We start from the raw sequence: 23,938 nt of genomic DNA, 5'->3' as shown, positions 1-23,938 counted from the left end.
CTTATAGCACTTGACTTGCGTCTATGCGGCAAGTTGTCACACTAAAGGTCAACATGATCATTCAAGACATAAAAAAAGCCCGGTTCCACTGGAACCGGGCTTTTTTTGACACCGAAGCGAAATTAACGCTTGGAGTACTGAGGACGCTTACGTGCTTTACGCAGACCCACTTTCTTACGCTCAACTTCACGAGCGTCGCGGGTAACGAAGCCAGCGCGGCGCAGGGCGCTACGCAGAGTTTCGTCGTAGTCCATCAGCGCACGGGTGATACCGTGACGGATCGCACCAGCCTGGCCGCTGACACCACCACCGATAACGGTGACGTAGATGTCAAACTTCTCGGTGGTTTCAGTGAGTTCCAGCGGCTGGCGAACTACCATGCGCGCGGTTTCACGACCGAAGAAGGTGTCCAGAGGACGGTTGTTGATGGAGATGTTACCGGTACCTGGACGCAGGAAAACGCGAGCGGTTGCGGTCTTGCGACGGCCAGTGCCGTAATTTTGAGTCGCCGACATAATGAACTATTCCGTTAAATCTTCAGTTCTTGGGGCTGCTGAGCAGTATGAGGGTGAGTAGCGCCCGCATAAACTTTCAGCTTACGGTACATGTCGCGACCCAGTGGGTTTTTAGGCAGCATGCCTTTAACCGCGGTCTCGATCACGCGCTCTGGGGCCTTGGCGATCAACTTCTCGAAGTTGATTTCCTTGATACCGCCCGGGAAGCCGGAGTGGGAGTAGTACATTTTGTCCGTAGTTTTGGCGCCAGTAACACGGATCTGCTCGGCGTTGATGACGACGATGTAGTCGCCGGTGTCAACGTGAGGAGTGTATTCTGGTTTGTGCTTGCCACGCAGACGGCTAGCGATTTCGGTAGCCAGACGACCCAGGGTCTGACCAGCGGCATCAACTACGAACCAGTCGCGCTTTACTGTTTCCGGTTTAGCAGTAAAAGTTTTCATTCTTTATAGCCTCAGGGGCCGCCCAGCGAAAATTAAGACGGCGGATCTTACTGGATAGTGCGCACCTTGACAAGTCAAGGACACAGCCGCACACGGACGCTATCGGGGGCTCGGGTCAGCGCGTCCAATATTCGGCAGGGTTCTTCTATGAAGCGGGGCATCACTCCCACAGCACGGAGAGGGGCTGAATTATCCAGATTGCGAAAAAAAATTCAACCTGCTTTTATGCTTCTTTTGCCAGGGAGACGCCGATGGACTACCGCCAACTGGGCCGTACCGACCTCAAGGTCAGCGCCCTGTGCCTGGGCACCATGACCTGGGGAGAACAGAACGAGCAGGCCGAGGCGTTCGCCCAGATCGAATGCGCCAAGGCCGCTGGAATCAATTTCATCGATACCGCGGAGATGTACCCGGTTCCACCCCGCCCCGAAACCTACGCGGCCACCGAGCGGATCATCGGCAACTGGTTCAAGGCTCGCGGCGACCGTGCCGACTGGATCCTGGCCAGCAAGGTGGCCGGCCCCGGCAACGGCATCAGCCATATCCGCGACGGCCAGCTCAAGCACAACCGCCAGCACATCGTCGCGGCCCTGGACGACAGCCTCAAGCGCCTGCAGACCGACTGGATCGACCTCTACCAACTGCACTGGCCCGAGCGCAGCACCAACTTCTTCGGCAAGCTGGGCTACCAGCACCTTCCCCAGGATCACTTCACTCCGCTGGAAGAAACCCTGGAAGTGCTCGACGAACAGGTCAAGGCCGGCAAGATCCGCCATATCGGACTGTCCAATGAAACCCCGTGGGGCACCATGAAGTTTCTGCAACTGGCCGAGAGCCGTGGCTGGAGCCGCGCGGTGTCGATCCAGAACCCCTACAACCTGCTCAATCGCAGCTTCGAAGTCGGCCTGGCAGAAATCGCCATTCGCGAGCAGTGCGGCTTGCTGGCCTACTCGCCCCTGGCCTTCGGCATGCTCTCGGGCAAGTACGAAAACGGCGCACGCCCCGCGAAGGGCCGCCTGACGCTGTTCAGCCGCTTTTCACGCTACTCCAACCCACAGACAGTGGCGGCCTGCAGCCGTTACGTGAAGCTGGCCCGCGATCACGGCCTGGACCCGGCGCAGATGGCCCTGGCCTTCGTCACCCGCCAGCCATTCGTCACCAGCAACATCATCGGCGCCACCAGTCTCGAGCAACTCGACAGCAACCTGGCGAGCCTCGACTTGAAGCTCTCCGACGAGTTGCTGGCAGGGATCGAAGCTATCCACCAGGACCAGCCCAACCCCGCCCCCTGAAGCGCATTACCGGTTCCCGTGCAATCCGCGGGAACCGAGGGTAGACACAACGGCCAAAAAATAAGACGATCCAGCCGGTGATTGACCACTCTACCCTATAAGAATAAAGAAAATGATGTTTACCCAACCCTCCGCGTCCTTGCGGCGCGTCAGTATCCTGGCCATCGACAACGTCTTCGCGTCTACCCTGATGCAGGCCAAGGACTTTTTCCACCTCGCCAGCCTGCGCTACAGCAAGCAACTGGGCCTGGGGCTGCGGCCGATATTCGAGACCCGCCTGGTGAGCCCCGACGGCGAGCCAGTGCGCAGCTTCAGCGAAGTCCTGCTACCGGTGGACGGTGGCCTTGAAGAAGCCGACGTGATCATCCTGCCGGCCTTCTGGGACGACTTTGATGCCCTGTGCCAGCGTTACCCCCAGGTATTGCCCTGGCTGCAGCAACAGCATGCCCGTGGCGCGGTACTGTGCGGCGAAGCCAGCGGCGTGTTCTGGCTGGCCGAAGCCGGCCTGCTCGATGGCAAGGAGGCCACCACCTACTGGCGCTTCTTCAACCAGTTCGCCGAACGCTTCCCCAAGGTCAGCCTGAACCAGGACAAGCACCTCACCGACGCCGACAACCTCTACTGCGCCGGCGGCACCACCTCGGCGTGCGACCTGTATATCTACCTGATCGAGCGTTTCTGTGGAGCCAATGTGGCCCAGGCCGTGGCCCGCGACACCCTCTATGAAGTGCAACGCAACTACACCCCGGGGCGCATGGGCTTTGGCGGGCAGAAACTGCACCAGGACCTGGTCATCCTGCAAATCCAGCAGTGGCTTGAGGAACACTTTGCCGACAAGTTCCGCTTCGAGGATGTGGCTCGCAACCACGGCATGAGCATCCGCAACTTCATGCGCCGCTTCCAGAGCGCCACGGGCGACAAGCCCCTGCATTACCTGCAGCGGTTGCGGATCGAAACGGCCAAGGGCTTGCTGTCGGGTACCCGCAAGAGCATCAAGACCATCAGCTACGAGGTGGGCTATGACGATGCGAGCTTCTTTGCGCGCCTGTTCAGGCAACACACCGAACTGTCGCCGAACCAGTACCGACAACAGTTCATGCAGGAGGCCTGAAGGCCTCCCCGGCTCCAAATAATAAGCGGCAAGAAGGGGCAAGGGCGGATCACACCTCCCTTGCCCCTTCTTGCCGCTTATAGCGTTTGGCTTGCCGCTGCCTTTTAAGGCTTATGCGCCCGCGAAAGGAATTCGTGGGACTGCATTTCCAGCAACCGGCTGAGGGTACGCTGGAACTCGAAGGTCAGGCGACCGCCGGTGTACAGGTCCTTGAGCTCAACTTCAGCCGAGATGATCAGCTTGACGTTGCGGTCATAGAACTCGTCGACCATGTTGATGAACCGCCGGGCGATGTCATCAGTGGCAACGCTCATCTGCTCGACGTCGCTGAGCAGCACGGCATGGAAGATCTTGCCCAGCTCGATGTAGTCGTTCTGGCTGCGCGGGCCGTCGCACAGTTCGCGGAATTCGAACCAGGCCACGTCGTCACAGGTACGCAGGGCACGAATTTCACGGTTCTCGATCACCAGCACGTCGTTCTCGACCGCCTGGGTACACTCCGGCGTCAGCGCCTTGAAGCTCTTGCGCAGGCTTTCGTGGGCCGCTTCGTCCAGCGGGAAGTGGAACAGCTCGGCCTGCTCCAGGTGACGCAGGCGATAATCGACGCCGCTGTCGACGTTGACGATATCGGTGTTCTGCTTGATCAGGGCGATAGCCGGCAGAAAGCGCGCACGCTGCAGGCCGTCCTTGTACAGGCCGTCCGGCACGATGTTGGAGGTAGCCACCAGGGTGACGCCGTTTTTGAACAGCTCCTCCATCAAGGTGCCGAGGATCATGGCGTCGGTGATGTCGGAAACGAAGAATTCATCGAAGCAGATCACCCGCGCCTCTTCGGAGAAACGCTTGGCGATGATGGTCAGCGGGTTCTTCTCGCCCTTGAGGGTTTTCATTTCCTCGTGCACGCGCTTCATGAAGCGGTGGAAGTGCGTACGCACCTTCTGCTTGAACGGCAGCGCTTCGAAGAAGGTATCCACCAGGTAGGTTTTACCGCGCCCTACCCCACCCCAGAAATACAAGCCCTTGACCGGCGCCTGCTCCTTCTTGCCAAACAACTTGCCGAACACGCCCGGCTTGTTGTTCTGCGCCGCGATCAGATCGTCGTAGAGGCGCTGCAGATGACGCACCGCTGTTTCCTGCGCCGCGTCATGGAAGAATTCGGGACGTTTCAGATCTGCTTGATATCGTTCTAGGGGCGTCATAATTCGTTAGCAAGGTAACAAAAGCGGGCCGTCACTGTAGCGACGGCCCCGGATAATGGCAATCAGACTTGCGTCTGCCTGTTCAGTCCTGCTGCGGCTGCAGGGCAGCACGCAAGCTCTCGATCGCGGCATCGCGCGCCGCATCGTCGGCCAGCTGCGGGCCGTCGGCAACGCACCGGCCTTCCAGCCACAGGCTGAAGCCCAGGCCTTCAGTGCGCACATCCAGCTCCGCGCCCTGTTGCAGTTGCTTGCTCACGGCACCGGCGGTCTTGCCATCGGCGAAGTTGCGCGACAGCAGCAACTGCTCGCCGTCAGCGGCCAGCAGGCGGAACCGGAAGCTGCCATCGTCTTCGCGGAAGCTGACGAAGCGCGCTGCCTTGGCTGCCTTCTTCTTGATCTGGGCGGTACCCTGCTCGATGTTGCGGAACGAGCGCAGGCCCACCGCTTCGCGCAGTTCAGCCAGGAACGGGGTGGCGACCTTGCGGGCTTTTTGCGCACCAGCCAGCAGGATGTCTTCGAGGTCGCCCGGACGACTGATCAACTGGTGATAGCGCTCGCGCGGCTCGCTCAGCTGACCGTCGAGCAGTTGGAACAGACGCTGCTTGGCCTCGCCCCAACCCAGGCCCTGCAGCAATTCGCTGCGGAACTCGTCGGCTTGGGCGGGGGTGGCGAAGGCCTGGAACAGCGTGAACAGATGCGAGTTGTCCGGGTCCTTGGCTTCGCCTGGGGCACGCGAGTCAGTGACGATGCGCGAAATGGCGTCTTTCATGTCCTTGGCGCTGGTGAACAACGGAATGGTGTTGTCGTAGCTCTTGGACATCTTGCGACCGTCCAGGCCCGGCAGCGTGGCGACGCTTTCCTCGATCAGCGCTTCAGGCATGGCGAAGAATTCCTTGCCCTGGCCAAACAGGTGGTTGAAGCGCTGGCCGATATCACGGGCCATTTCCACATGCTGGATCTGGTCGCGGCCGACCGGCACCTTGTTGGCGTTGAACATCAGGATGTCGGCAGCCATCAGTACCGGGTAGCTGTACAGGCCCATGCTGATACCGGCATCCGGGTCTTCACCGTTCTCCAGGTTCTTGTCCACCGAGGCCTTGTAGGCATGGGCACGGTTGAGCAGGCCCTTGGCCGCCACGCAGGTCAGCAGCCAGGTCAGCTCGGGGATTTCAGGAATGTCGGACTGGCGATAAAAGGTCACGCGCTCAGGGTCCAGGCCACCGGCCAGCCAGGTCGCGGCGATTTCCAGACGCGAACGCTGGATGCGTTGCGGGTCATCGCACTTGATCAGGGCGTGGTAGTCGGCCAGAAAGTAGAACGAGTCGACACCTGGCTCACGGCTGGCGAGGATCGCCGGGCGGATGGCACCGGCGTAGTTGCCCAGGTGAGGCGTGCCCGTGGTGGTGATACCGGTAAGGATGCGCGTAGTCATGGGTAATCGCTTATCAGGCTTGTATCAGTTCGAAAGGCGCGGCAGCACCAGATCCTTGAGGTCGGTGAGCTTGCCGTGGAAAAAGTGTCCGCATTCTGCCACTTTCAGCAGCTCATGGGGGCGTGGGAGTGCGTCCGACCAGTCGTAGACGACCTGCGGATCGATGACCTCGTCGGTATCGGGCTGGATCACGCTAAGGGCACAGGCTTGCGGCACGGCGTCGTGATCCTTCAAGCGCATCACCGCCGGGGCGACCATGAACAGTTGCTTGAGTGCGACACCATCGGCTTCCAGGCGTCCGCCAAGGCTTGCTGCAACGAAGCCGCCGAAGGAGAACCCCATCAAGGTCAATGGCAGTTGCGGGTGCTTTTCGAGCAACCAGGCCGCTGCCGCCTGGGCATCGTCCACCTCACCGCTGCCCATGTCATGGCTGCCGGCGCTGGCGCCCACGCCACGGTAGTTGAAACGCAAGGTGATATAGCCGGCATCGCGAGCGGTGCGCTGGAGCATCGATACCACCTTGTTGGTCATGGTCCCTCCCTGCACCGGGTTGGGGTGGCACAACAGCACGATGCCGCGTGCATCGGCGACATCCAGGTACAAGGCTTCCAATTGGCCGACCGGGCCATCGATGAATACGGGGGTTTCGCGGATAAGCAAGGATAAACTCCGTGACCTCGGAAAGGGTCGACTCGTCTAGCTGAAAGATTCTGTCTGAGATATTGCGAGCGTTCGCGGTATACAGCGCAGGTCCGAGCCGTTAACGTAAAGCAAAGCCGTTTATAGAGGAAGGACTCGTGGAACTCTCGCTCTTAGTTTGGTTGTTGCCGACCCTGGCCCTCGTCGTGGGCGTCGTCGTTGGTTTCCTGGTCGCCCGCCTGTTGCCCAATGCGGCGCCGAGCAGCACCCAGCGTCAGCTGGATGATATCCAGGAACGTTTCGACAGCTACCAGAATGAGGTGGTTACCCACTTCAACAGTACGGCTGCACTGGTCAAAAAACTGACCCAGAGTTACCAGGAAGTCCAGGATCACCTGGCCGATGGCGCCAACCGCCTGGCCCTGGACGAACTGACCCGCCAGCGCCTGCTGGCCGCCCTGCACTCGGAAGCCACCCAGGCTCCGCGTGATCGCCTGACACCGCCAAAGGACACCGAAGTACCCCGCGACTACGCACCGAAGGCGCCGAACGCCCCAGGCATGCTGGATGAGCAGTACGGGCTCAAGCGCAATTGAGTGGGGCTGGCGATTTGCGCCAGCCATGCAAGTACAAAAAATGCCCCGCCTCGAAAGAGGCGGGGCATTTTCATTCGAGCGTCGGCGGGCGTACGCCTCAACAACACCAGGGCGCCCCACCCTCCCGATACCCGTAGCGCTCCAACGCCTGGTCCAGCACGTGCTGGTCGATCCCACCCTGGCGCACCAGGCTGTGCAGGCTGGCCAGCACGACACTGAAGCGATCGACCTCGAAGAACCGTCGCAGCTGTAGGCGGGTATCGCTGCGACCAAAGCCATCGGTGCCCAGGGTCACGTAAGGTGCCTGCACGTATTCGGCGATCAATTGTGGCCAGGCGCGCACGTAGTCGGTGGCGGCAATCACCGGCGCGCTCCCGTCCAGGCAGCGGTGCACATGGCTGACTAATCCCGTCCCCTGCCCCAGGCGGCTGGAGCGATCCACCTCCCGCGCTTCGCGGGCCAGTTCGCTGAAGCTGGTGACACTGAACACGTCGCTCTCAATCTGCCAGTCGCTGGCCAGCAATTCACTGGCAGCAATGACTTCGCGCAAGATCGCCCCGGAGCCCAACAGGCGTACCCGCCCCCGCGCATCGACTACCCGCTGTTCGACATAACGGTACATGCCGCGCAACACCTCTTCATGCACCTGCTCGGGCAGGGATGGCTGTGGATAGTTCTCGTTCATGACCGCCACGTAGTGAAACTCGTCGCGCTGCTCGGTGAGCATGCGCCTGGCGGCATATTCGAGGATCACCGCCAACTCGCCGGCAAAACACGGCTCCCAGGCACGGCAGTTGGGCACCATCGACGCCATGACCAGGCTAGAGCCGTCCTGGTGCTGGAGCCCCTCGCCACCAAGGGTGGTGCGCCCGGCGGTGGCACCGAGCAACAGGCCGCGGGCACGCTGGTCGGCCGCGGCCCAGATCAGGTCACCGACCCGCTGGAAGCCAAACATCGAGTAATAGATGTACACCGGCAGCATCGGCTCACCATGTACTGCGTAGGCGGTGGCCGCTGCCACCCAGGACGACATCGCTCCCGCCTCGGTAATGCCCTCCTCCAGCAGCTGGCCATCGCGTGCTTCCTTGTACGACAACAGCGAACCGGCATCCTCGGGCTCATAGCACTGCCCCAGGGGAGAGTAGATACCGATCTGCCGGAACAGGCTGGCCATGCCAAAGGTGCGTGCCTCGTCGGCAACAATCGGCACCACCCGTGGCCCCAGTGCCGGTGCCTTGAGCCAGGCGCCCAGCATGCGTACCGCCGCCATGGTGGTGGACATCTCCTTGCCATCAGCCTGCAGTGCGAAGGCGCCCATGGTTTCGAGGCTGGGGACCGGTACCGGCGGCACATCGCTGCGACGCCTTGGCAACGGGCCGCCAAGGGCCGCGCGGCGCTCGCGCAGATAACGCAGCTCCGGGCTGTCGTCGGCCGGACGATAGAACTGCAACTGCTCGACCTGGCTGTCGCTCAGCGGCAAGTGGAAGCGGTCGCGAAAGGCCAGCAACGCCTGGACATCGAGCTTCTTGGCCTGGTGTGCGGTCATCTTCGACTCACCGGCCGCACTCATGCCGTAGCCTTTCTTGGTCTTGGCCAGGATCGCCGTCGGCCGCCCCTTGCACGCCTTGGCGGCAGCAAAGGCAACGTACAGTTTGCGCAGATCGTGGCCACCGCGCTTGAGCCCGTTGATCTCGGCCGAACTCATGTGCTCCACCAGCTTTTGCAGGGCCGGGTGCTGGTTGAAAAAATGCTCGAGGTTATAGGCACCGTCCTTGGCCCCCAGGTTCTGGAACTGGCCATCGGGCGTTGCCGCCAACTGACGCAGCAACACATGCTCGGTGTCGCGGGCAAACAAAGCATCCCATTCCGAACCCCACAGCACCTTGATCACATTCCAGCCGGCACCGCTGAACAGGGACTCAAGCTCCTGGATAATCTGGCCATTGCCACGCACCGGTCCGTCGAGGCGCTGCAGGTTGCAGTTGACCACGAAAGTCAGGTTATCCAGTTGCTCGCGCGCCGCCAGGGTCAGGCCAGCGATCGACTCGGGCTCGTCCATTTCACCATCGCCGAACACGCCCCACACATGCCGCTGCGAGGTGTCGGCCAGGTTGCGATGCTGCAGGTAACGCATGAAACGCGCCTGGTAGATCGCGTTGATCGGACCGATACCCATCGAACCGGTAGGGAACTGCCAGAAGTCCGGCATCAGCCAGGGGTGCGGATATGAACACAATCCATTGCCCGCAACTTCCTGGCGATAGCTGGCAAGTTGCTCCTCGCTCAGGCGCCCTTCAAGGAACGCCCGGGCGTAGATACCTGGCGCCGAATGAGGTTGGAAGAACACCAGGTCGGCGCTGCGTTGCTCGCCGCCATCGTCACCCCGGAAAAAATGCTGGAAGCCAACCTCGAAAATCTCCGCCGCCGAGGCATAACTGGCGATGTGCCCGCCCAGATCGCCGTAGGCGTGATTGGCCCGCATCACCATTGCCAGCGCATTCCAGCGCAGCAGGCTGGTGATCCGCTCTTCGAGCTCCAGGTCACCGGGGTAGGCGCCTTGCTGTTCGACCGGGACACTGTTGCGGTAGGCCGAGAATGCCTGCACGCCACGGGCCACGCCCAGCTCCAGCGCATGCGCCTCAAGCTGCTCCAACAAGAATCGGGCCCGCTGTGGGCCGCAGTGATGCAGGGTCGACTCCAGCGCCTCCAGCCACTCGGCGGTCTCGCCCGGATCGCTGTCGACCTCGGCCTCATCGCCAGGCCGACGCGGTACACCTTCACCCGGCACCAGGTTCATCATTGCCACCATTGCATTGACCCCTTCCTGGGTGGGTTCAGACACAGGCCTTCAGCGCCTGCTCGATATCTGCCAGCAGATCATCGATATCCTCGAGACCGACCGACAACCGCACCAGCCCCTCGGAGATACCGTACTGGGCACGCTCCTCTGGGGTATAGCTGGAATGGGTCATGCTCGCCGGGTGCTGGGCGAGGGACTCGGCATCCCCGAGGCTGACTGCCCGGCTGAACAGCTGCAGGGCGTTCATGAATCGCCGCCCAGCTGCGATCCCACCCTTGAGTTCGAACGCGATCATGCCGCCGGGCAGGCGCATCTGCTCGCGGGCCAGTTGGTACTGGGCGAAACTCGGCAAACCGGGATAGTTGATCATTTCCACTGCCGGGTGTTGCTGGAGGAACTCAGCGATGACCTGGGCATTGCTGCAATGACGCTCCATGCGCAAGGTGAGGGTCTTCATGCCGCGCATCAGCAAGGCTGCATCATGGGGCGACATCACCGCACCGGTCATGTCTTTCAGGCCTTCGAGACGAATCCGATCGACCAGCGCTTTGCGCCCCACCACCAGGCCGGCGGTAATGTCGCCATGGCCACTCAGGTACTTGGTGGCCGAATGCACCACAAGGTCAGCGCCCAACTCCAGCGGACGCTGCAGGTATGGCGTGCAGTACGTGTTGTCGACCACCACCTTGATGTCGTGCTGGTGCGCAAGCCTGGCCACGGCAGCGATGTCGGCCATCTGCATGTTCGGATTGGCTGGGGTCTCGAAGTAGATCACTTTGGTTCTAGGGCTGATTGCCGCCGCCACGGCGGCCAGGTCGGCCATGTCCACATGCCGGACCTTGACCCCGAACTCGCCGATACCATGGTGCAGGAAGGCGAAGGTGCAGCCGTACAGGGTTCGCCCCACCAATACCTCGTCACCGGGTCGCAGCAGGGTCCACAAGGTCGCGGTGATCGCGCCCATGCCGGAAGCCAGTGCCAACCCGGCCTCGCCACCTTCCAGCGAAGCCATCCGTGTTTCGAGCAGGGCCAGGGTGGGATTGGAAATACGACTGTAGAAATGCCCGCCCTCTTCGCCAGCGAAGCAGGCGGCGCCGTATTCAACGGAAGGAAAGGCGAAAGTGGCCGTCTGGTACACCGGAGGCACCAGCGCCCCCTGGTTGGCCAGCGGGTCGTAGCCGTGGTGAATGGCACGGGTAGCGAAACCTGAATCCTTGGTGGAGCCGCTCATGACAACAGCCTCTTGTGGTTTGTTATAAGCTTATGCCACTGAGGTGCTGATTTTTTTCCAAATATGACCACCCAAGATCAGGGTTGTTGATAAAAAAACAATGAATCCAGGCCACCGAGGGCAAATTATGCCTGCCACCATCGACCGTACCGACCGTGCCCTGCTCGCCGCCCTGCAGGACAACGCCCGCCTGACCGTTTCCGAACTGGCCGACAGCGTCGCCCTGACCACCTCGCCGTGTTGGCGAAGGGTCAAGTTGCTCGAAGAAGGCGGCTACATCACCGGCTACCAGGCGATCCTTTCGCCCAAGGCCCTGGGCTTCGGCGTCACGGCATTTGTCAGCATCATGATGGACTCGCACACCAAGGAAATGGCCCGCGCCTTCGAGCAACGGCTGATGGAAATCCCCGAGATCGTGGCCTGCCACAACATCTCCGGGCGCTATGACTTCCTGCTGGAGATATTGGCGCGGGACCTGGAATCGTTTGGCGAGTTTGCCCGGGAGGTGTTGCAACGTTTGCCGGGGGTGAAGGAAATCTATTCGAGTTTCTCGTTCAAGGCGGTGAAGGAGAAGCGAGTCATTCCGGTCTCGGAGAAGCATATCTAGTAGCTTCGCGATGCTTTTGTATCGCCAATAAAAAACCCCACCGAGGTGGGGTTTGTTGTTCACGCCAGACGCTTAGATAGCGCCACGCTTACGCAGCAGTTCCAGTACCTGCTTGACGCCCTCTTCCAGGCCGACATTCTGCGTATCGACCACCAGATCCGCATCCAGCGGCACGTCGTACGGGAAGCTCTCACCCGGAATGTTGTCGCCACCAGCGGCATACAGGCCCTGTGGGTCACGCTCACGGCAAGCCATCGGCGATGCCTGCACGTAAACGGTGAGCAAGCGCTCCTTGCCGATCAGTGCCTTGGCCTGTTCGCGGCCCTCGGCATCCGGGGCGACGAAGGCGGCCAGGGTCAGCAGGCCGGCTTCGTTGAACTGACGCGCTACGTGAGCCGCACGACGCCAGTTTTCAGTACGCCCGGCGCGGTCCTGCGGCAGGCCCTTGTTCAGGTCGTGACGCAGGTTCTGGCCATCGAGCACATAGACCGCCCGACCCATGTCGAACAGCTTGCGCTCAACGGCATAGGCCAGGGTGCTCTTGCCCGCGCCCGACAGGCCGCTGAACAGCACGGTGGCTGGCTGCTGGCCAAAACGCAGGGCTCGTTCTTCGGTGGCCACGTGAGCCAACTTGCCATGCTGGCCGATGGTGCCGTGCGGCACGACCGGCGGCGCGATGATCATGCCGGCGCCGACAGTGCCGTTGGTCAGGCGGTCGATGACGATAAAGGCGCCGGTGGTGCGGTTGCTGTCGTAACCGTCCAGAGCGATCGGTGCATCCAGGCTGACCTTGACCTTGCCGATCTCGTTCAGTTGCAGGGCGCTGGCCGCACCTTGCTCCAGGGTGTTCACATCGACCTTGTGGCTGATGCTGGCAATCGAACCCGGGACGTAGCTGGTCGCGCGCTTGATGTCGTATTTCTTGCCCGGCAGCATCGGCTCTTCGGCCATCCATACCAGCATGGCGTCGAACTGGTCGGTCACCGGCGGGACATTGTCGGCATGCACCAGCAGGTCGCCACGGGAGATGTCGATCTCGTCTTCCATGGTCAGGGTCACGGCCTGGCCGGGGCCGGCGTTCTCCAGCTCACCTTCGAAGGTGACGATGGACTTGACCCGGCTGCTCTTGCCCGACGGCAGTACGACGATCTCGTCGCCCTTGTGTACCACGCCACTGGCCAGGGTACCGGCAAAGCCGCGGAAGTTCAGGTTCGGACGGTTGACGTACTGCACCGGGAAGCGCAGGTCGGTGAAGTTGCGATCGGCTGCCACTTCGACGGTTTCGAGGATTTCCATCAACGCAGGGCCGGTGTACCACGGCGAACGCTCGCTGCGGTTGACCACGTTGTCGCCCTTGAGCGCCGACATCGGCACGAAGTGCAGGCTGCTAGGCGCCATGTTGATGGCTTCGGCAAACGCCAGGTAGTCGGCCTTGATGCTCTCGAACACGCCCTCGTCGAAGCCCTTGAGGTCCATCTTGTTCACGGCAACGACGATGTGCTTGATGCCCAGCAGCGAGGCAATGTAGCTGTGGCGGCGGGTCTGGGTCTGCACGCCGTAGCGGGCATCGACCAGGATGATTGCCAGGTCGCAGGTGGACGCACCGGTGGCCATGTTGCGGGTGTACTGCTCGTGGCCCGGGGTGTCGGCGATGATGAACTTGCGCTTGGCCGTCGAGAAGTAGCGATAGGCCACGTCGATGGTGATGCCCTGCTCCCGCTCGGCCTGCAAGCCATCGACCAGCAGCGCCAGGTCGATATCGTCGCCTGTGGTGCCGACTTTCTTCGAGTCGCGGGTGATAGCTTCGAGATGGTCTTCGTAGATCATCTTCGAGTCGTGCAGCAGGCGCCCGATCAAGGTGCTCTTGCCGTCATCGACGTTACCGCAGGTCAAAAAGCGCAGCAGTTCTTTGCGTTCGTGCTGGGCCAGGTAAGCGAGGATGTCCTCGCTGATCAGATCAGATTGGTGCGACATGAAGAGACCCTAACTTAGAAATAGCCTTGCCGTTTTTTGTCTTCCATCGAACCTGCGCCATCGTGGTCGATGACACGGCCCTGACGCTCGGACGTACGGGTCAGGAGCATTTCCTGGATGATGTCGGTGAGGCTTTCGGCCTCGGACTCCACCGCACCCGTCAATGGGTAGCAGCCAAGGGTACGGAAGCGCACTTTCTTTTTGACGATGCGGGCTTTTTCTTCCTCCGAGAGGTGCTCGAGGATGCGCTCGTCGTCGATCATGATCAGGGTGCCATTCTTCTCGATCACTTCGCGCTCGGCGGCGAAATACAGCGGCACGATCGGGATGCCTTCGAGGTAGATGTACTGCCAGATATCCAGTTCGGTCCAGTTCGACAGGGGGAAGACACGAATCGATTCGCCCTTGTTGACCTTGCCGTTGTAGACGTTCCACAGCTCCGGACGCTGGTTCTTCGGGTCCCAGCGGTGCTTGCTGTCGCGGAACGAATAGACGCGCTCCTTGGCCCGGGACTTTTCTTCGTCGCGGCGGGCACCACCGAAGGCGGCATCGAAGCCGTACTTGTCGAGCGCCTGTTTCAGGCCCTCGGTCTTCATGATGTCGGTGTGCTTGGCGCTGCCGTGAGTGAACGGGTTGATGCCCTGGGCGATGCCGTCCGGGTTCACGTGAGTGATCAGCTCCAGGCCCATTTCCTCGACCATCTTGTCGCGGAAGCTGTACATCTCCTGGAACTTCCACTGGGTGTCGACGTGCATCACCGGAAACGGCAACTTGCCCGGGAAAAAGGCCTTGCGTGCCAGATGCAGCATCACGGCCGAATCCTTGCCGATCGAGTACAGCATCACCGGGTTATCGAACTCGGCGGCCACCTCACGAATGATGTGGATGCTCTCCGCCTCCAACTGTTTCAAATGCGTCAGTTTGTCGACCATGGCTACTCACGGAAATACGATCTTATGGACGGCCAGCGGGCCGTGTTCGAGCGGGCCACTTTATCACAGCACTCGATTCTATTTAGGCGCCCAACTAGAACGAAACAGTATAAGAATATGCCCTGCCGTTTTAGCTTCAGATCGGGTTCGGACAGTCGATGAACAGGTGCTCCAAAGCAAAGCGACGAGCCAGGTATTCGCCCAGGGCCTGCACACCATAACGCTCTGTGGCATGGTGGCCGGCGGCGATAAAGCTGATGCCGTTTTCCCGTGCGCTGTGGAAAGTCTGCTCCGATGCTTCACCGCTGAGGTACAGGTCGACTCCGGCGGCTACGGCCTGGTCGATGTAGCCCTGGCCACCGCCAGTGCACCAGCCGACCCGGCGAATGATCCGCTCACCTTCGATCACCAGTGGCTCGCGGCCCATGACCTCTTGCACCTTGCGGGCAAAGTCGCGGGCCGACATCGGCTCGGCCAATGAGCCGACCAGGCCGACCACCCGCGGGTTTTCCGGGTCCAGCGGGCCCTCGACGGTGATGTCGAGCTGCCTGGCCAACTGCACGTTGTTACCGACCTCCGAGTGCAGGTCCAGCGGCAAGTGATAGGCCAGCAGGCTCAGGTCGTTCTTGAGCAGGGTTTTCAACCGACGCTGCTTCATGCCGGTGATGCAGGGGTTTTCGCCCTTCCAGAAGTAGCCGTGGTGCACCAGCACCAGGTCGGCATCGGCGTCGACCGCCGCATCCAGCAGCGCCTGGCTCGCGGTAACACCGCTGACGATGCGAGTGACCTGGGGCCGACCTTCGACCTGCAGGCCATTGGGGCAGTAATCCTGGATTTTTGCGCTGCCAAGGTAGCGTTCGGCTTCCTCGACCAGGGTGCTCAGGGCAACAGCCATGAAAAGACTCCTCAATTCAGCAGTTCAGTGCGGCGCAAGGCCCCGTATAATGACCGCCATTATGGGCCGTCGCCGGGTTTGGGGAAACCGACGGCGGCTGCCTGGGGGCCTGCTCGCGGTATCGACGGCTCATGTTGCGATTTAACAGTTCCTGCAAGGCTTCGGCCGAAGTATGATCGCGCGCGCTCGCTCCCACGCAGTTTTAGCGGCCCTCTGCCCACTCCCAGGATTCGTTCAATGTTCAAGGCTTTGCGTTACTTTGGCTGGCCGCTGCTGGTCGGCGTGTTGATCGCCCTGCTGATCATCCAGCGCTTTCCGCAATGGGTCGGCCTGCCCAGCCAGGACGTCAACCTGCAACAAGCACCGCAGACCACGCGCATCATGCAGGGCCCGGTGTCGTACGCCGACGCGGTGAGCATTGCCGCACCGGCGGTGGCCAACCTGTACACCACCAAAGTCGTGAACAAGACTGCCCACCCGCTGTTCGAAGACCCGCAGTTCCGCCGCTTCTTCGGCGACAACCTGCCCAAGCAGCGGCGCTGGGAGTCGAGCCTGGGCTCGGCGGTGATCATGAGCCCGGAAGGCTACCTGCTGACCAACAACCACGTGACCTCTGGCGCCGACCAGATCGTGGTAGCGCTCAAGGACGGCCGTGAAACCCTGGCACGGGTAATCGGCAGCGATCCGGAAACCGACCTTGCAGTACTCAAGATCGACTTGAAAAACCTGCCATCGATCACCATCGGCCGTTCCGACAGCATTCATATCGGTGACGTTGCCCTGGCCATCGGCAACCCGTTCGGCGTTGGCCAGACCGTGACCATGGGCATTATCAGCGCCACTGGCCGCAACCAGCTGGGCCTGAACAACTACGAAGACTTCATCCAGACCGACGCGGCCATCAACCCGGGCAACTCCGGTGGTGCGCTGGTCGATGCCAATGGCAACCTGACCGGTATCAACACGGCGATCTTCTCCAAGTCCGGCGGTTCCCAGGGCATCGGCTTCGCCATCCCGACCAAGCTGGCGCTGGAGGTGATGAAGTCGATCATCGAGCATGGCCAGGTGATTCGTGGCTGGTTGGGTATCGAAGTACAGCCGCTAAGCCAGGAACTGGCCGAGTCGTTCGGCATGAAAGGGCGTCCGGGTATCGTGGTGGCGGGTATTTTCCGCGACGGTCCGGCGCAGAAGGCCGGGCTGCAGCTGGGCGATGTGATCCTCAGCATCAATGGCGAGCCGGCGGGAGATGGGCGTCGTTCGATGAACCAGGTAGCGCGGATCAAACCCAACGACAAGGTCGCGATCCAGGTGATGCGCAATGGCAAGGAGCTCAAGTTGACGGCTGAAATCGGCTTGCGTCCGCCACCGGCACCGGCCGCCAAAGAAGAAAACTGATTACTTGCAGGAGCGGGCTTGTCCCGCGATGAGGCCGCTAGAGGCGACTTGAATGTATCGCCTCTAGCGGCCTCATCGCGGGGCAAGCCCGCTTCTACTGTCAGTGCAGGATCTGGCTCAGGAACAGCTTGGTCCGCTCGTTCTGCGGCCGGTCGAAGAAATCATCCGGCGCCGCCTGCTCAACAATCTCCCCTTTGTCCATGAAGATCACCCGGTTCGCCACGGTCCGGGCAAAGCCCATTTCGTGGGTCACGCACAGCATGGTCATGCCGTCCTCGGCCAGGCTGACCATGGTGTCGAGCACTTCCTTGACCATCTCCGGGTCGAGCGCCGAAGTCGGCTCGTCGAAGAGCATGATCTTGGGCTTCATGCACAGCGCCCGGGCAATCGCCACACGCTGCTGCTGACCACCCGACAATTGCCCCGGATACTTGTTCGCCTGCTCTGGAATACGCACCCGCTCCAGATAGTGCATGGCGATTTCCTCGGCCTTGCGCTTGGGCAGCTTGCGCACCCACATCGGCGCCAGGGTGCAGTTCTGCAGGATGGTCAGGTGCGGGAACAGGTTGAAATGCTGGAATACCATGCCGACTTCACGGCGGATCGCCTCGATCTGCTTGAGGTCGTTGGTCAGCTCCACGCCATCGACCACGATGCGCCCTTGCTGGTGCTCTTCAAGGCGGTTGAGGCAACGGATGGTCGTCGACTTGCCCGACCCCGACGGCCCGCACAGCACGATACGCTCGCCCTGGCGCACATTGAGGTTGATGTCCTTGAGCACGTGGAACTGGCCGTACCACTTGTTCACGCCCTGCATCTGAATAATGCCTTCAGGGCTCACAGGCTGTTTGATCGCTTCACTCATGGGAACACTCCTAACGCTTGTGGCCTGTGTCCAGCTTGCGCTCCAGATGCATGGAGTAGCGGGACATACCGAAACAGAAAATCCAGAAAACCAGGGCGGCGAACACGTAGCCCTCGGTCGCCATGCCCAGCCAGGTCGGGTCGGCAGCGGCTTGCTTGACGCTGTTGAGCAGGTCGAACAGGCCGATGATGATCACCAGGCTGGTGTCCTTGAACAGGGCGATGAAGGTATTGACGATGCCGGGAATCACCAGCTTCAGCGCTTGCGGCAGGATCACCAGGCCCATCGAACGCCAGTAGCCCAGGCCCATGGCCGCAGCCGCTTCGTACTGCCCCTTGGGAATGGCCTGCAGGCCGCCGCGCACGACTTCGGCGATGTACGCCGACTGGAACAGGATCACCCCGATCATGGCCCGCAGCAGCTTGTCGAAGCTCATGCCTTCGGGCAGGAACAGCGGCAACATCACCGACGACATGAACAGCACCGTGATCAACGGCACGCCGCGCCAGAACTCGATGAAGGTCACACACACCACCTTCACTGCCGGCATGTTCGAACGCCGCCCCAAGGCCAGCAGGATGCCCAGCGGCAAGGCGCCGACGATGCCCACGGTGGCAATCACCAGTGTCAGCATCAGGCCGCCCCAGCGACTGGTCGGTACCGTTTCAAGGCCCAGGTAGCCACCGTGCAGCAAGGTGTAGGCAATGATCGGATACAGCACCAGGAAGCTCAGGCCATAGACTGCCTTGCGCGGGAAGCGCGAGATGAACAGCGGCGCTGCACCGATCACCGCCAGCCACACGGTCAGGTCGACCCGCCAGCGCAGCTCGGTGGGGTAGTAGCCATACATGAACTGGCCGAAACGCTGCTGGATGAACACCCAGCAGGCGCCCTCCTTGGTGCAGTCGGCGCGGGTGGTGCCCACCCAGTTGGCATCGAAGATCGACCACTGCAGCAGCGGTGGCACTATCAGCCAGACCAGGTACAGGGCAAACAGCGTAAGCAAGGTATTGAGCCAGCTGGAGAACAGGTTGGCGCGCATCCAGGCCAGCACGCCGACGGTCTTCACCGGTGGCGGCATATCAGGTTTGAAAACGTGGGTACTCATGCGCGTGTCCTCACCGCTCGATCAGCGCAATGCGCTTGTTGTACCAGTTCATCAGCAGGGAGATGCTGATACTGATGGCCAGGTACACGCTCATGGTGATGGCGATCACCTCGATGGCCTGGCCGGTCTGGTTGAGCACGGTCCCGGCGAACAACGACACCATTTCCGGATAACCGATGCCGGCTGCCAGCGAAGAGTTCTTCGCCAGGTTCAGGTATTGGCTGGTCAGCGGAGGAATGATCACCCGCAGCGCCTGGGGAATGATCACCTTGCGCAGCGTCGGCCCCTCGCGCAGCCCGAGCGAGCGGGCTGCCTCCGTCTGGCCATAGCTGACCGAGCGAATGCCCGAGCGCACGATCTCGGCGATGAACGCGGCGGTGTAGATGGTCAGGGCCAGGGTCAGGGCCAGCAGTTCCGGGATCAGCACCCAGCCGCCAACGAAGTTGAAACCCTTGAGCTGGGGCATTTCCCAGTGCAGCGGGCTGCCGAACAGCAGGACACAGAGCGCCGGAATGCCCAGGAACAGGAACAACCCGACCCAGAACTTGTGGAACGGCTCGCCGGTGGCCTCGAAGCGCCGGTTGGCCAGGCGCACCATCACCACGATGGCAAGCACGGCCAGCACCAGGCTGACGACGAATGGCCAGAATCCCTCGGCCATGGAAGCACCGGGCATGTTCAGGCCCCGGTTGCTGATAAAGAAGGCGTCGTTGATATTGATACTGCCCCGCGGTCCCGGCAGGGTCAGGAACACCGCGAAGTACCAGAACAGGATCTGCAGCAGCGGCGGGATGTTACGGAAAGTCTCGACATACACCGTGGCCAGCTTGTTGATCATCCAGTTCGGTGACAACCGGGCCACACCGATGATGAACCCCAGCAGGGTCGCCAGGATGATGCCGACAAAGGTCACCAGCAGCGTGTTGAGCAAACCGATGACGAATACCCGGGCATAGCTGTCCTGCTCGGTGTAGGGGATCAGGTTTTGCGCGATGCCGAAGCCGGCGCTGCGCTCGAGAAAGTCGAAGCCCGAGGTGATGCCCCGGTGTTGCAGGTTGGTCTGGGTGTTATGGAACAGATACCAGCCAATGCCGACCACGAAGACGATGGTGAGTATCTGGAACAGCCACGCACGCACACGTGGATCGCTCAGGGATAGCCCCCTGGGTGCGCCGATTTGATTTTGCATGTAATGCCCCGGAGAAAAGGGAGATGAACAACAACCTGCGGCGGCCCATTTGCCGCCGCAGGGTGCAGCATCAGCGCACCGGTGGCGCGTACTGGATGCCGCCGTTGTTCCACAGGGCGTTCAGGCCGCGGTCGATCTGCAGCGGGGTTTCCTTGCCCAGGTTCTTCTCGAAGACTTCACCGTAGTTGCCGACCTGCTTGACGATCTGCACGACCCAGTCCTTCGGCAGCTTCAGGTCCTTGCCGTATTCGCCGTCGGCGCCGAGCATGCGTGCGACGTCCGGGTTCTTGGTGGACTTGGCCTCGGCCTCGACGTTCTTGGAAGTGACGCCCATTTCTTCGGCATTGAGCATGGCGAACAGGGTCCATTTGACGATGCTGAACCACTCCTCATCACCCTTGCGCACCACCGGGCCCAGCGGTTCCTTGGAAATGGTCTCCGGCAGCACCACGTAATCGGCCGGGGCGGCCAGCTTGGAGCGCTGTGCATAGAGCTGCGACTTGTCGGAGGTCAGTACGTCGCAACGGCCGGACTCCAGCGACTTGGCGCTTTCGTCGGAGGTGTCGAAGGTGATCGGGGTGTACTTCAGGCCATTGGCGCGGAAGTAGTCGGAGACGTTCAGTTCGGTGGTAGTACCGGCCTGGATGCAGATGGTTGCACCGTCCAGCTCCTTGGCACTGGAGACCCCCAGTTTTTTGTTCACCAGGAAACCGATGCCGTCGTAATAGGTAACACCGGCGAACACCAGGCCCATGCCAGCGTCACGGGAGCTGGTCCAGGTAGTGTTACGCGACAGCACATCGACCTCGCCGGACTGCAGCGCAGTGAAACGCTCCTTGGCGTTGAGCTGGCTGAACTTGACCTTCGTCGCATCGCCGAAGACCGCCGCAGCCACTGCCCGGCAGACGTCCGCGTCGATTCCGACGATAGTGCCCTTGGCATCCGGGACCGAGAAACCCGGCAAGCCGTCACTGACGCCACATTGAACGAACCCCTTCTTCTGTACTGCATCCAGGGTTGCACCTGCCTGTGCAAGACCGCTGATACCCAATGCGGTAGCAGCGGTAACCACTGCCAGTGTGGATTTCAACATCTTCATCAAAACCTCCAAATTGCTCTTGTTGTGTTGAGCCGGGATTGCACCGCACCCTTATGAGGCGCATCCGACCCGTGTTGGCTTGTTTTTGGGTCAATTGGCGCAATGCGCTGTTCTGTGACAGCCTTGGGGACCGCTGACGGGTGTTACCGTCCAAAACGTGTAACCTCGCATCCAGAGTTTCATAGCAAAGCGCGTACCACACTGAACGGCTAAAGCGTTTCAGTTAACGTCAATAGGAAAACTTGCAGCGTTGCGACAGGTTTTTTCCGGATTCACTCGACGCGCCTTCATTTCATGCACGCAAACAAGAGCGCGCGCACACTTTCGGAGCAGTCATGACCAACCCGCTGATTCTCGAACCCCAAAAATCCGCAGACGCCTGTGTGATCTGGTTGCACGGCCTGGGGGCCGATCGTTACGACTTCCTGCCGGTTGCCGAAGCCTTGCAGGACGTACTGCTCAGCACCCGCTTCGTCATGCCCCAGGCCCCCACCCGGCCCGTGACCGTCAATGGCGGCTACGAGATGCCCAGCTGGTATGACATCAAGGCCATGACCCCGGCGCGCGCCATCGACCAGGATCAACTGGAAGCCTCGGCCGACCAGGTCATTGCCCTGATCAAGGCCGAGCAGGCAAAAGGCATCGACCTGGCCCGCATCGTCCTTGCCGGCTTCTCCCAGGGTGGCGCGGTGGTTCTGCACACTGCTTATATAAAGTGGCAAGAAGCCCTGGGCGGCGTACTGGCCTTGTCGACCTATGCGCCGACTTTCACCCAGGAGCGTGAGTTGAGCGCCTGCCAGCAGCGCACCCCGGCCCTGTGCCTGCATGGTGTGCACGACCCAGTGGTGCTGCCTGCAATGGGCCGTACCGCCTATGAGCACCTCAAGCACTGGGGCGTCAGCGCCAAATGGGCCGAGTACCCGATGGAGCATGAAGTGCTGCAGGAGGAGATTCGCGATATCGCAGTCTGGCTGGCCGAACGCCTGCGCTAAAAGCAGCCTTGGCTGTAGTTGCAGTGCAATCCACTACGCCGCGCCCGATTCTTGCATTACACTGGCCGGCGTACATTCCTTAACCAATTGATGAGATGACCGTGCTCAAAGCACTCAAGAAGATGTTCGGAAAGAGCGAGGTTGAGCAACTCGCCACCGAAACCGCTGCCCCCGTGAAGCAGCCCCCGGCAATACCCCAGTCCCCTGCCCCGGCTGCTCCGCTCGACGCCGAGGCTGCAACACCGGCACGCGCCGAGAAACCGGCCGAGCCAAAACCGCGCCGCGAGCGCAAGCCAAAGCCTGCCGCCTCCACCTGGAAGCTGGAAGACTTCGTGGTCGAGCCGCAGGAAGGCAAGACCCGCTTCCACGATTTCAAGCTCTCTCCCGAACTGATGCACGCCATCCATGACCTCGGTTTCCCGTACTGCACGCCCATCCAGGCGCAAGTGCTGGGTTATACACTGCGGGGCAAGGATGCCATTGGCCGTGCCCAGACCGGCACCGGCAAGACGGCGGCCTTCCTGATCTCGATCATCACCCAGCTGCAGCAAACCCCGCCGCCAAAAGAGCGCTACATGGGCGAGCCACGCGCACTGATCATCGCCCCGACCCGCGAACTGGTGGTCCAGATCGCCAAGGACGCGGCTGCGCTGACCAAGTACACCGGCCTGAACGTGATGACCTTTGTCGGTGGCATGGACTTCGACAAGCAGCTCAAGGCCCTCGAAGCCCGTCACTGCGACATCCTGGTCGCCACGCCGGGTCGCTTGCTGGACTTCAACCAGCGCGGCGAAGCGCACCTGGACATGGTCGAGGTGCTGGTGCTGGACGAGGCCGACCGTATGCTCGACATGGGCTTCATCCCCCAGGTCCGGCAGATCATCCGCCAGACCCCACCCAAGAGCGAACGCCAGACCCTGCTGTTCTCCGCCACCTTCACCGAAGACGTGATGAACCTGGCCAAGCAGTGGACCACCGACCCTGCCATCGTCGAGATCGAGCCGGAAAACGTCGCCAGCGAGACCGTCGAGCAGCATGTGTATGCCGTGGCCGGCAGCGACAAGTACAAGTTGTTGTACAACCTGGTGACCGAGAACAAGTGGGAACGGGTGATGGTCTTCGCCAACCGCAAGGACGAAGTGCGGCGTATCGAAGAACGCCTGGTTCGCGACGGCGTCAATGCGGCCCAGTTGTCCGGCGATGTGCCACAGCACAAGCGCATCAAGACTCTCGAGAGCTTCCGCGAAGGGCGCATCACCGTGCTGGTGGCCACCGATGTGGCCGGTCGCGGTATTCATATCGACGGCATCAGCCATGTCATCAACTTCACCCTGCCGGAAGACCCGGACGACTACGTGCACCGTATCGGCCGTACCGGTCGTGCCGGTACCAGCGGTGTGTCGATCAGCTTCGCCGGTGAAGACGACTCCTATCAGTTGCCCGCCATCGAGACGCTGCTGGGCCGCAAGATCAGCTGCGAGATGCCGCCGACCGAGCTGCTCAAGCCGGTACCGCGCAAGCATCACTGATTGTTGAAAGGCATCGCGGGGCAAGCCGCTCCTACAAAATCCTGTAGGAGCGGGCTTGCCCCGCGATGCCTTTGCATTTTCAGACCAACGATATT

The 23,938-nt window shown here is 61.2% G+C and carries 21 protein-coding genes; 7 read left to right on the top strand and 14 right to left on the bottom strand.

What is annotated here, in order from left to right; genetic code table 11:
• Positions 1 to 122 precede the first annotated feature (122 nt).
• Together rpsI and rplM are read right to left on the bottom strand one after the other, a co-directional pair.
• Complete coding sequence (gene rpsI / locus NPS58_RS08535; RefSeq protein ID WP_274115035.1) at positions 123 to 515, bottom strand: 30S ribosomal protein S9; 393 nt, start codon at positions 513 to 515, stop codon at positions 123 to 125.
• Between the two features lie 14 nt (positions 516 to 529).
• On the bottom strand, positions 530 to 958 hold the full coding sequence (rplM, locus tag NPS58_RS08530; RefSeq protein ID WP_028943270.1) for a 50S ribosomal protein L13: 429 nt from the start codon (positions 956 to 958) through the stop codon (positions 530 to 532).
• Between the two features lie 251 nt (positions 959 to 1,209).
• Here rplM and NPS58_RS08525 point away from each other — a divergent pair, with 251 nt between their 5' ends.
• Together NPS58_RS08525 and NPS58_RS08520 are read left to right on the top strand one after the other, a co-directional pair.
• Positions 1,210 to 2,250, top strand: a complete 1,041-nt coding sequence (locus NPS58_RS08525; RefSeq protein WP_274115034.1) for an NADP(H)-dependent aldo-keto reductase — start codon at positions 1,210 to 1,212, stop codon at positions 2,248 to 2,250.
• A gap of 190 nt (positions 2,251 to 2,440) precedes the next feature.
• Positions 2,441 to 3,361 (top strand): GlxA family transcriptional regulator, encoded by a 921-nt coding sequence (locus NPS58_RS08520; RefSeq protein ID WP_274115383.1) that lies wholly within the window; start codon positions 2,441 to 2,443, stop codon positions 3,359 to 3,361.
• Between the two features lie 104 nt (positions 3,362 to 3,465).
• Here NPS58_RS08520 and zapE read toward each other — a convergent pair whose 3' ends face one another.
• The 3 genes from zapE to NPS58_RS08505 all read right to left on the bottom strand — a co-directional run bounded on the left by zapE (position 3,466) and on the right by NPS58_RS08505 (position 6,652).
• The gene (zapE, locus tag NPS58_RS08515; protein ID WP_274115033.1) at positions 3,466 to 4,560 is read right to left on the bottom strand and encodes a cell division protein ZapE; all 1,095 of its coding nucleotides are present in this window, start codon (positions 4,558 to 4,560) and stop codon (positions 3,466 to 3,468) included.
• An 82-nt stretch (positions 4,561 to 4,642) separates the two neighbouring features.
• Positions 4,643 to 5,992, bottom strand: coding sequence for a tryptophan--tRNA ligase (locus tag NPS58_RS08510; RefSeq protein WP_274115032.1), 1,350 nt, complete (start codon positions 5,990 to 5,992; stop codon positions 4,643 to 4,645).
• Between the two features lie 24 nt (positions 5,993 to 6,016).
• Positions 6,017 to 6,652 carry an alpha/beta hydrolase gene (locus NPS58_RS08505; RefSeq protein ID WP_274115031.1) on the bottom strand — a complete coding sequence of 212 codons (636 nt, stop codon included), beginning with the start codon at positions 6,650 to 6,652 and terminating at the stop codon, positions 6,017 to 6,019.
• A 137-nt stretch (positions 6,653 to 6,789) separates the two neighbouring features.
• Between NPS58_RS08505 and NPS58_RS08500 the strand changes: the two genes are divergently transcribed.
• Positions 6,790 to 7,227 (top strand): YhcB family protein, encoded by a 438-nt coding sequence (locus tag NPS58_RS08500; protein WP_274115030.1) that lies wholly within the window; start codon positions 6,790 to 6,792, stop codon positions 7,225 to 7,227.
• Between the two features lie 97 nt (positions 7,228 to 7,324).
• On the opposite strand, the gene mdeB is transcribed toward NPS58_RS08500, so the two are convergent.
• Together mdeB and NPS58_RS08490 are read right to left on the bottom strand one after the other, a co-directional pair.
• Positions 7,325 to 10,036, bottom strand: a complete 2,712-nt coding sequence (gene mdeB, locus NPS58_RS08495) for an alpha-ketoglutarate dehydrogenase (protein WP_274115382.1) — start codon at positions 10,034 to 10,036, stop codon at positions 7,325 to 7,327.
• Positions 10,037 to 10,061: 25 nt separating this feature from the next.
• Positions 10,062 to 11,258, bottom strand: coding sequence for a methionine gamma-lyase (locus NPS58_RS08490; protein WP_274115029.1), 1,197 nt, complete (start codon positions 11,256 to 11,258; stop codon positions 10,062 to 10,064).
• Positions 11,259 to 11,385: 127 nt separating this feature from the next.
• On the opposite strand from NPS58_RS08490, the gene NPS58_RS08485 reads away from it, so the two are divergent.
• The gene (locus NPS58_RS08485; protein WP_274115028.1) at positions 11,386 to 11,865 is read left to right on the top strand and encodes an Lrp/AsnC family transcriptional regulator; all 480 of its coding nucleotides are present in this window, start codon (positions 11,386 to 11,388) and stop codon (positions 11,863 to 11,865) included.
• 72 nt (positions 11,866 to 11,937) lie between these two features.
• On the opposite strand, the gene cysN is transcribed toward NPS58_RS08485, so the two are convergent.
• The 3 genes from cysN to NPS58_RS08470 form a co-directional block, all read right to left on the bottom strand.
• Positions 11,938 to 13,839 (bottom strand): sulfate adenylyltransferase subunit CysN, encoded by a 1,902-nt coding sequence (cysN, locus tag NPS58_RS08480; protein WP_274115027.1) that lies wholly within the window; start codon positions 13,837 to 13,839, stop codon positions 11,938 to 11,940.
• 14 nt (positions 13,840 to 13,853) lie between these two features.
• Positions 13,854 to 14,771 (bottom strand): sulfate adenylyltransferase subunit CysD, encoded by a 918-nt coding sequence (cysD, locus tag NPS58_RS08475; RefSeq protein WP_274115026.1) that lies wholly within the window; start codon positions 14,769 to 14,771, stop codon positions 13,854 to 13,856.
• Between the two features lie 136 nt (positions 14,772 to 14,907).
• On the bottom strand, positions 14,908 to 15,666 hold the full coding sequence (locus NPS58_RS08470) for a Nif3-like dinuclear metal center hexameric protein (protein ID WP_274115025.1): 759 nt from the start codon (positions 15,664 to 15,666) through the stop codon (positions 14,908 to 14,910).
• 237 nt (positions 15,667 to 15,903) lie between these two features.
• Between NPS58_RS08470 and algW the strand changes: the two genes are divergently transcribed.
• Positions 15,904 to 17,061, top strand: coding sequence for a Do family serine endopeptidase AlgW (gene algW / locus NPS58_RS08465; protein ID WP_274115024.1), 1,158 nt, complete (start codon positions 15,904 to 15,906; stop codon positions 17,059 to 17,061).
• A gap of 100 nt (positions 17,062 to 17,161) precedes the next feature.
• On the opposite strand, the gene NPS58_RS08460 is transcribed toward algW, so the two are convergent.
• From NPS58_RS08460 to NPS58_RS08445, 4 genes are all read right to left on the bottom strand, one after another.
• Positions 17,162 to 17,926, bottom strand: a complete 765-nt coding sequence (locus tag NPS58_RS08460) for an amino acid ABC transporter ATP-binding protein (protein ID WP_038607148.1) — start codon at positions 17,924 to 17,926, stop codon at positions 17,162 to 17,164.
• 10 nt (positions 17,927 to 17,936) lie between these two features.
• Complete coding sequence (locus NPS58_RS08455) at positions 17,937 to 19,034, bottom strand: amino acid ABC transporter permease (RefSeq protein WP_274115023.1); 1,098 nt, start codon at positions 19,032 to 19,034, stop codon at positions 17,937 to 17,939.
• Positions 19,035 to 19,044: 10 nt separating this feature from the next.
• On the bottom strand, positions 19,045 to 20,223 hold the full coding sequence (locus NPS58_RS08450) for an amino acid ABC transporter permease (RefSeq protein ID WP_274115022.1): 1,179 nt from the start codon (positions 20,221 to 20,223) through the stop codon (positions 19,045 to 19,047).
• Between the two features lie 70 nt (positions 20,224 to 20,293).
• Positions 20,294 to 21,322: an amino acid ABC transporter substrate-binding protein gene (locus tag NPS58_RS08445; RefSeq protein ID WP_274115021.1), complete on the bottom strand. Its 1,029-nt coding sequence runs from the start codon at positions 21,320 to 21,322 to the stop codon at positions 20,294 to 20,296.
• Positions 21,323 to 21,657: 335 nt separating this feature from the next.
• Here NPS58_RS08445 and NPS58_RS08440 point away from each other — a divergent pair, with 335 nt between their 5' ends.
• Positions 21,658 to 22,314: an alpha/beta hydrolase gene (locus tag NPS58_RS08440; RefSeq protein ID WP_274115020.1), complete on the top strand. Its 657-nt coding sequence runs from the start codon at positions 21,658 to 21,660 to the stop codon at positions 22,312 to 22,314.
• A gap of 101 nt (positions 22,315 to 22,415) precedes the next feature.
• The gene (rhlB, locus tag NPS58_RS08435) at positions 22,416 to 23,843 is read left to right on the top strand and encodes an ATP-dependent RNA helicase RhlB (RefSeq protein WP_274115019.1); all 1,428 of its coding nucleotides are present in this window, start codon (positions 22,416 to 22,418) and stop codon (positions 23,841 to 23,843) included.
• The last annotated feature ends 95 nt before the right edge of the window (positions 23,844 to 23,938 follow it).

Origin of the sequence: Pseudomonas putida, from assembly GCF_028682455.1 — a bacterium.
Taxonomy (GTDB): Bacteria; Pseudomonadota; Gammaproteobacteria; order Pseudomonadales; family Pseudomonadaceae; genus Aquipseudomonas; species Aquipseudomonas putida_AA.
This window is presented reverse-complemented; position numbering and strand designations above follow the sequence as displayed.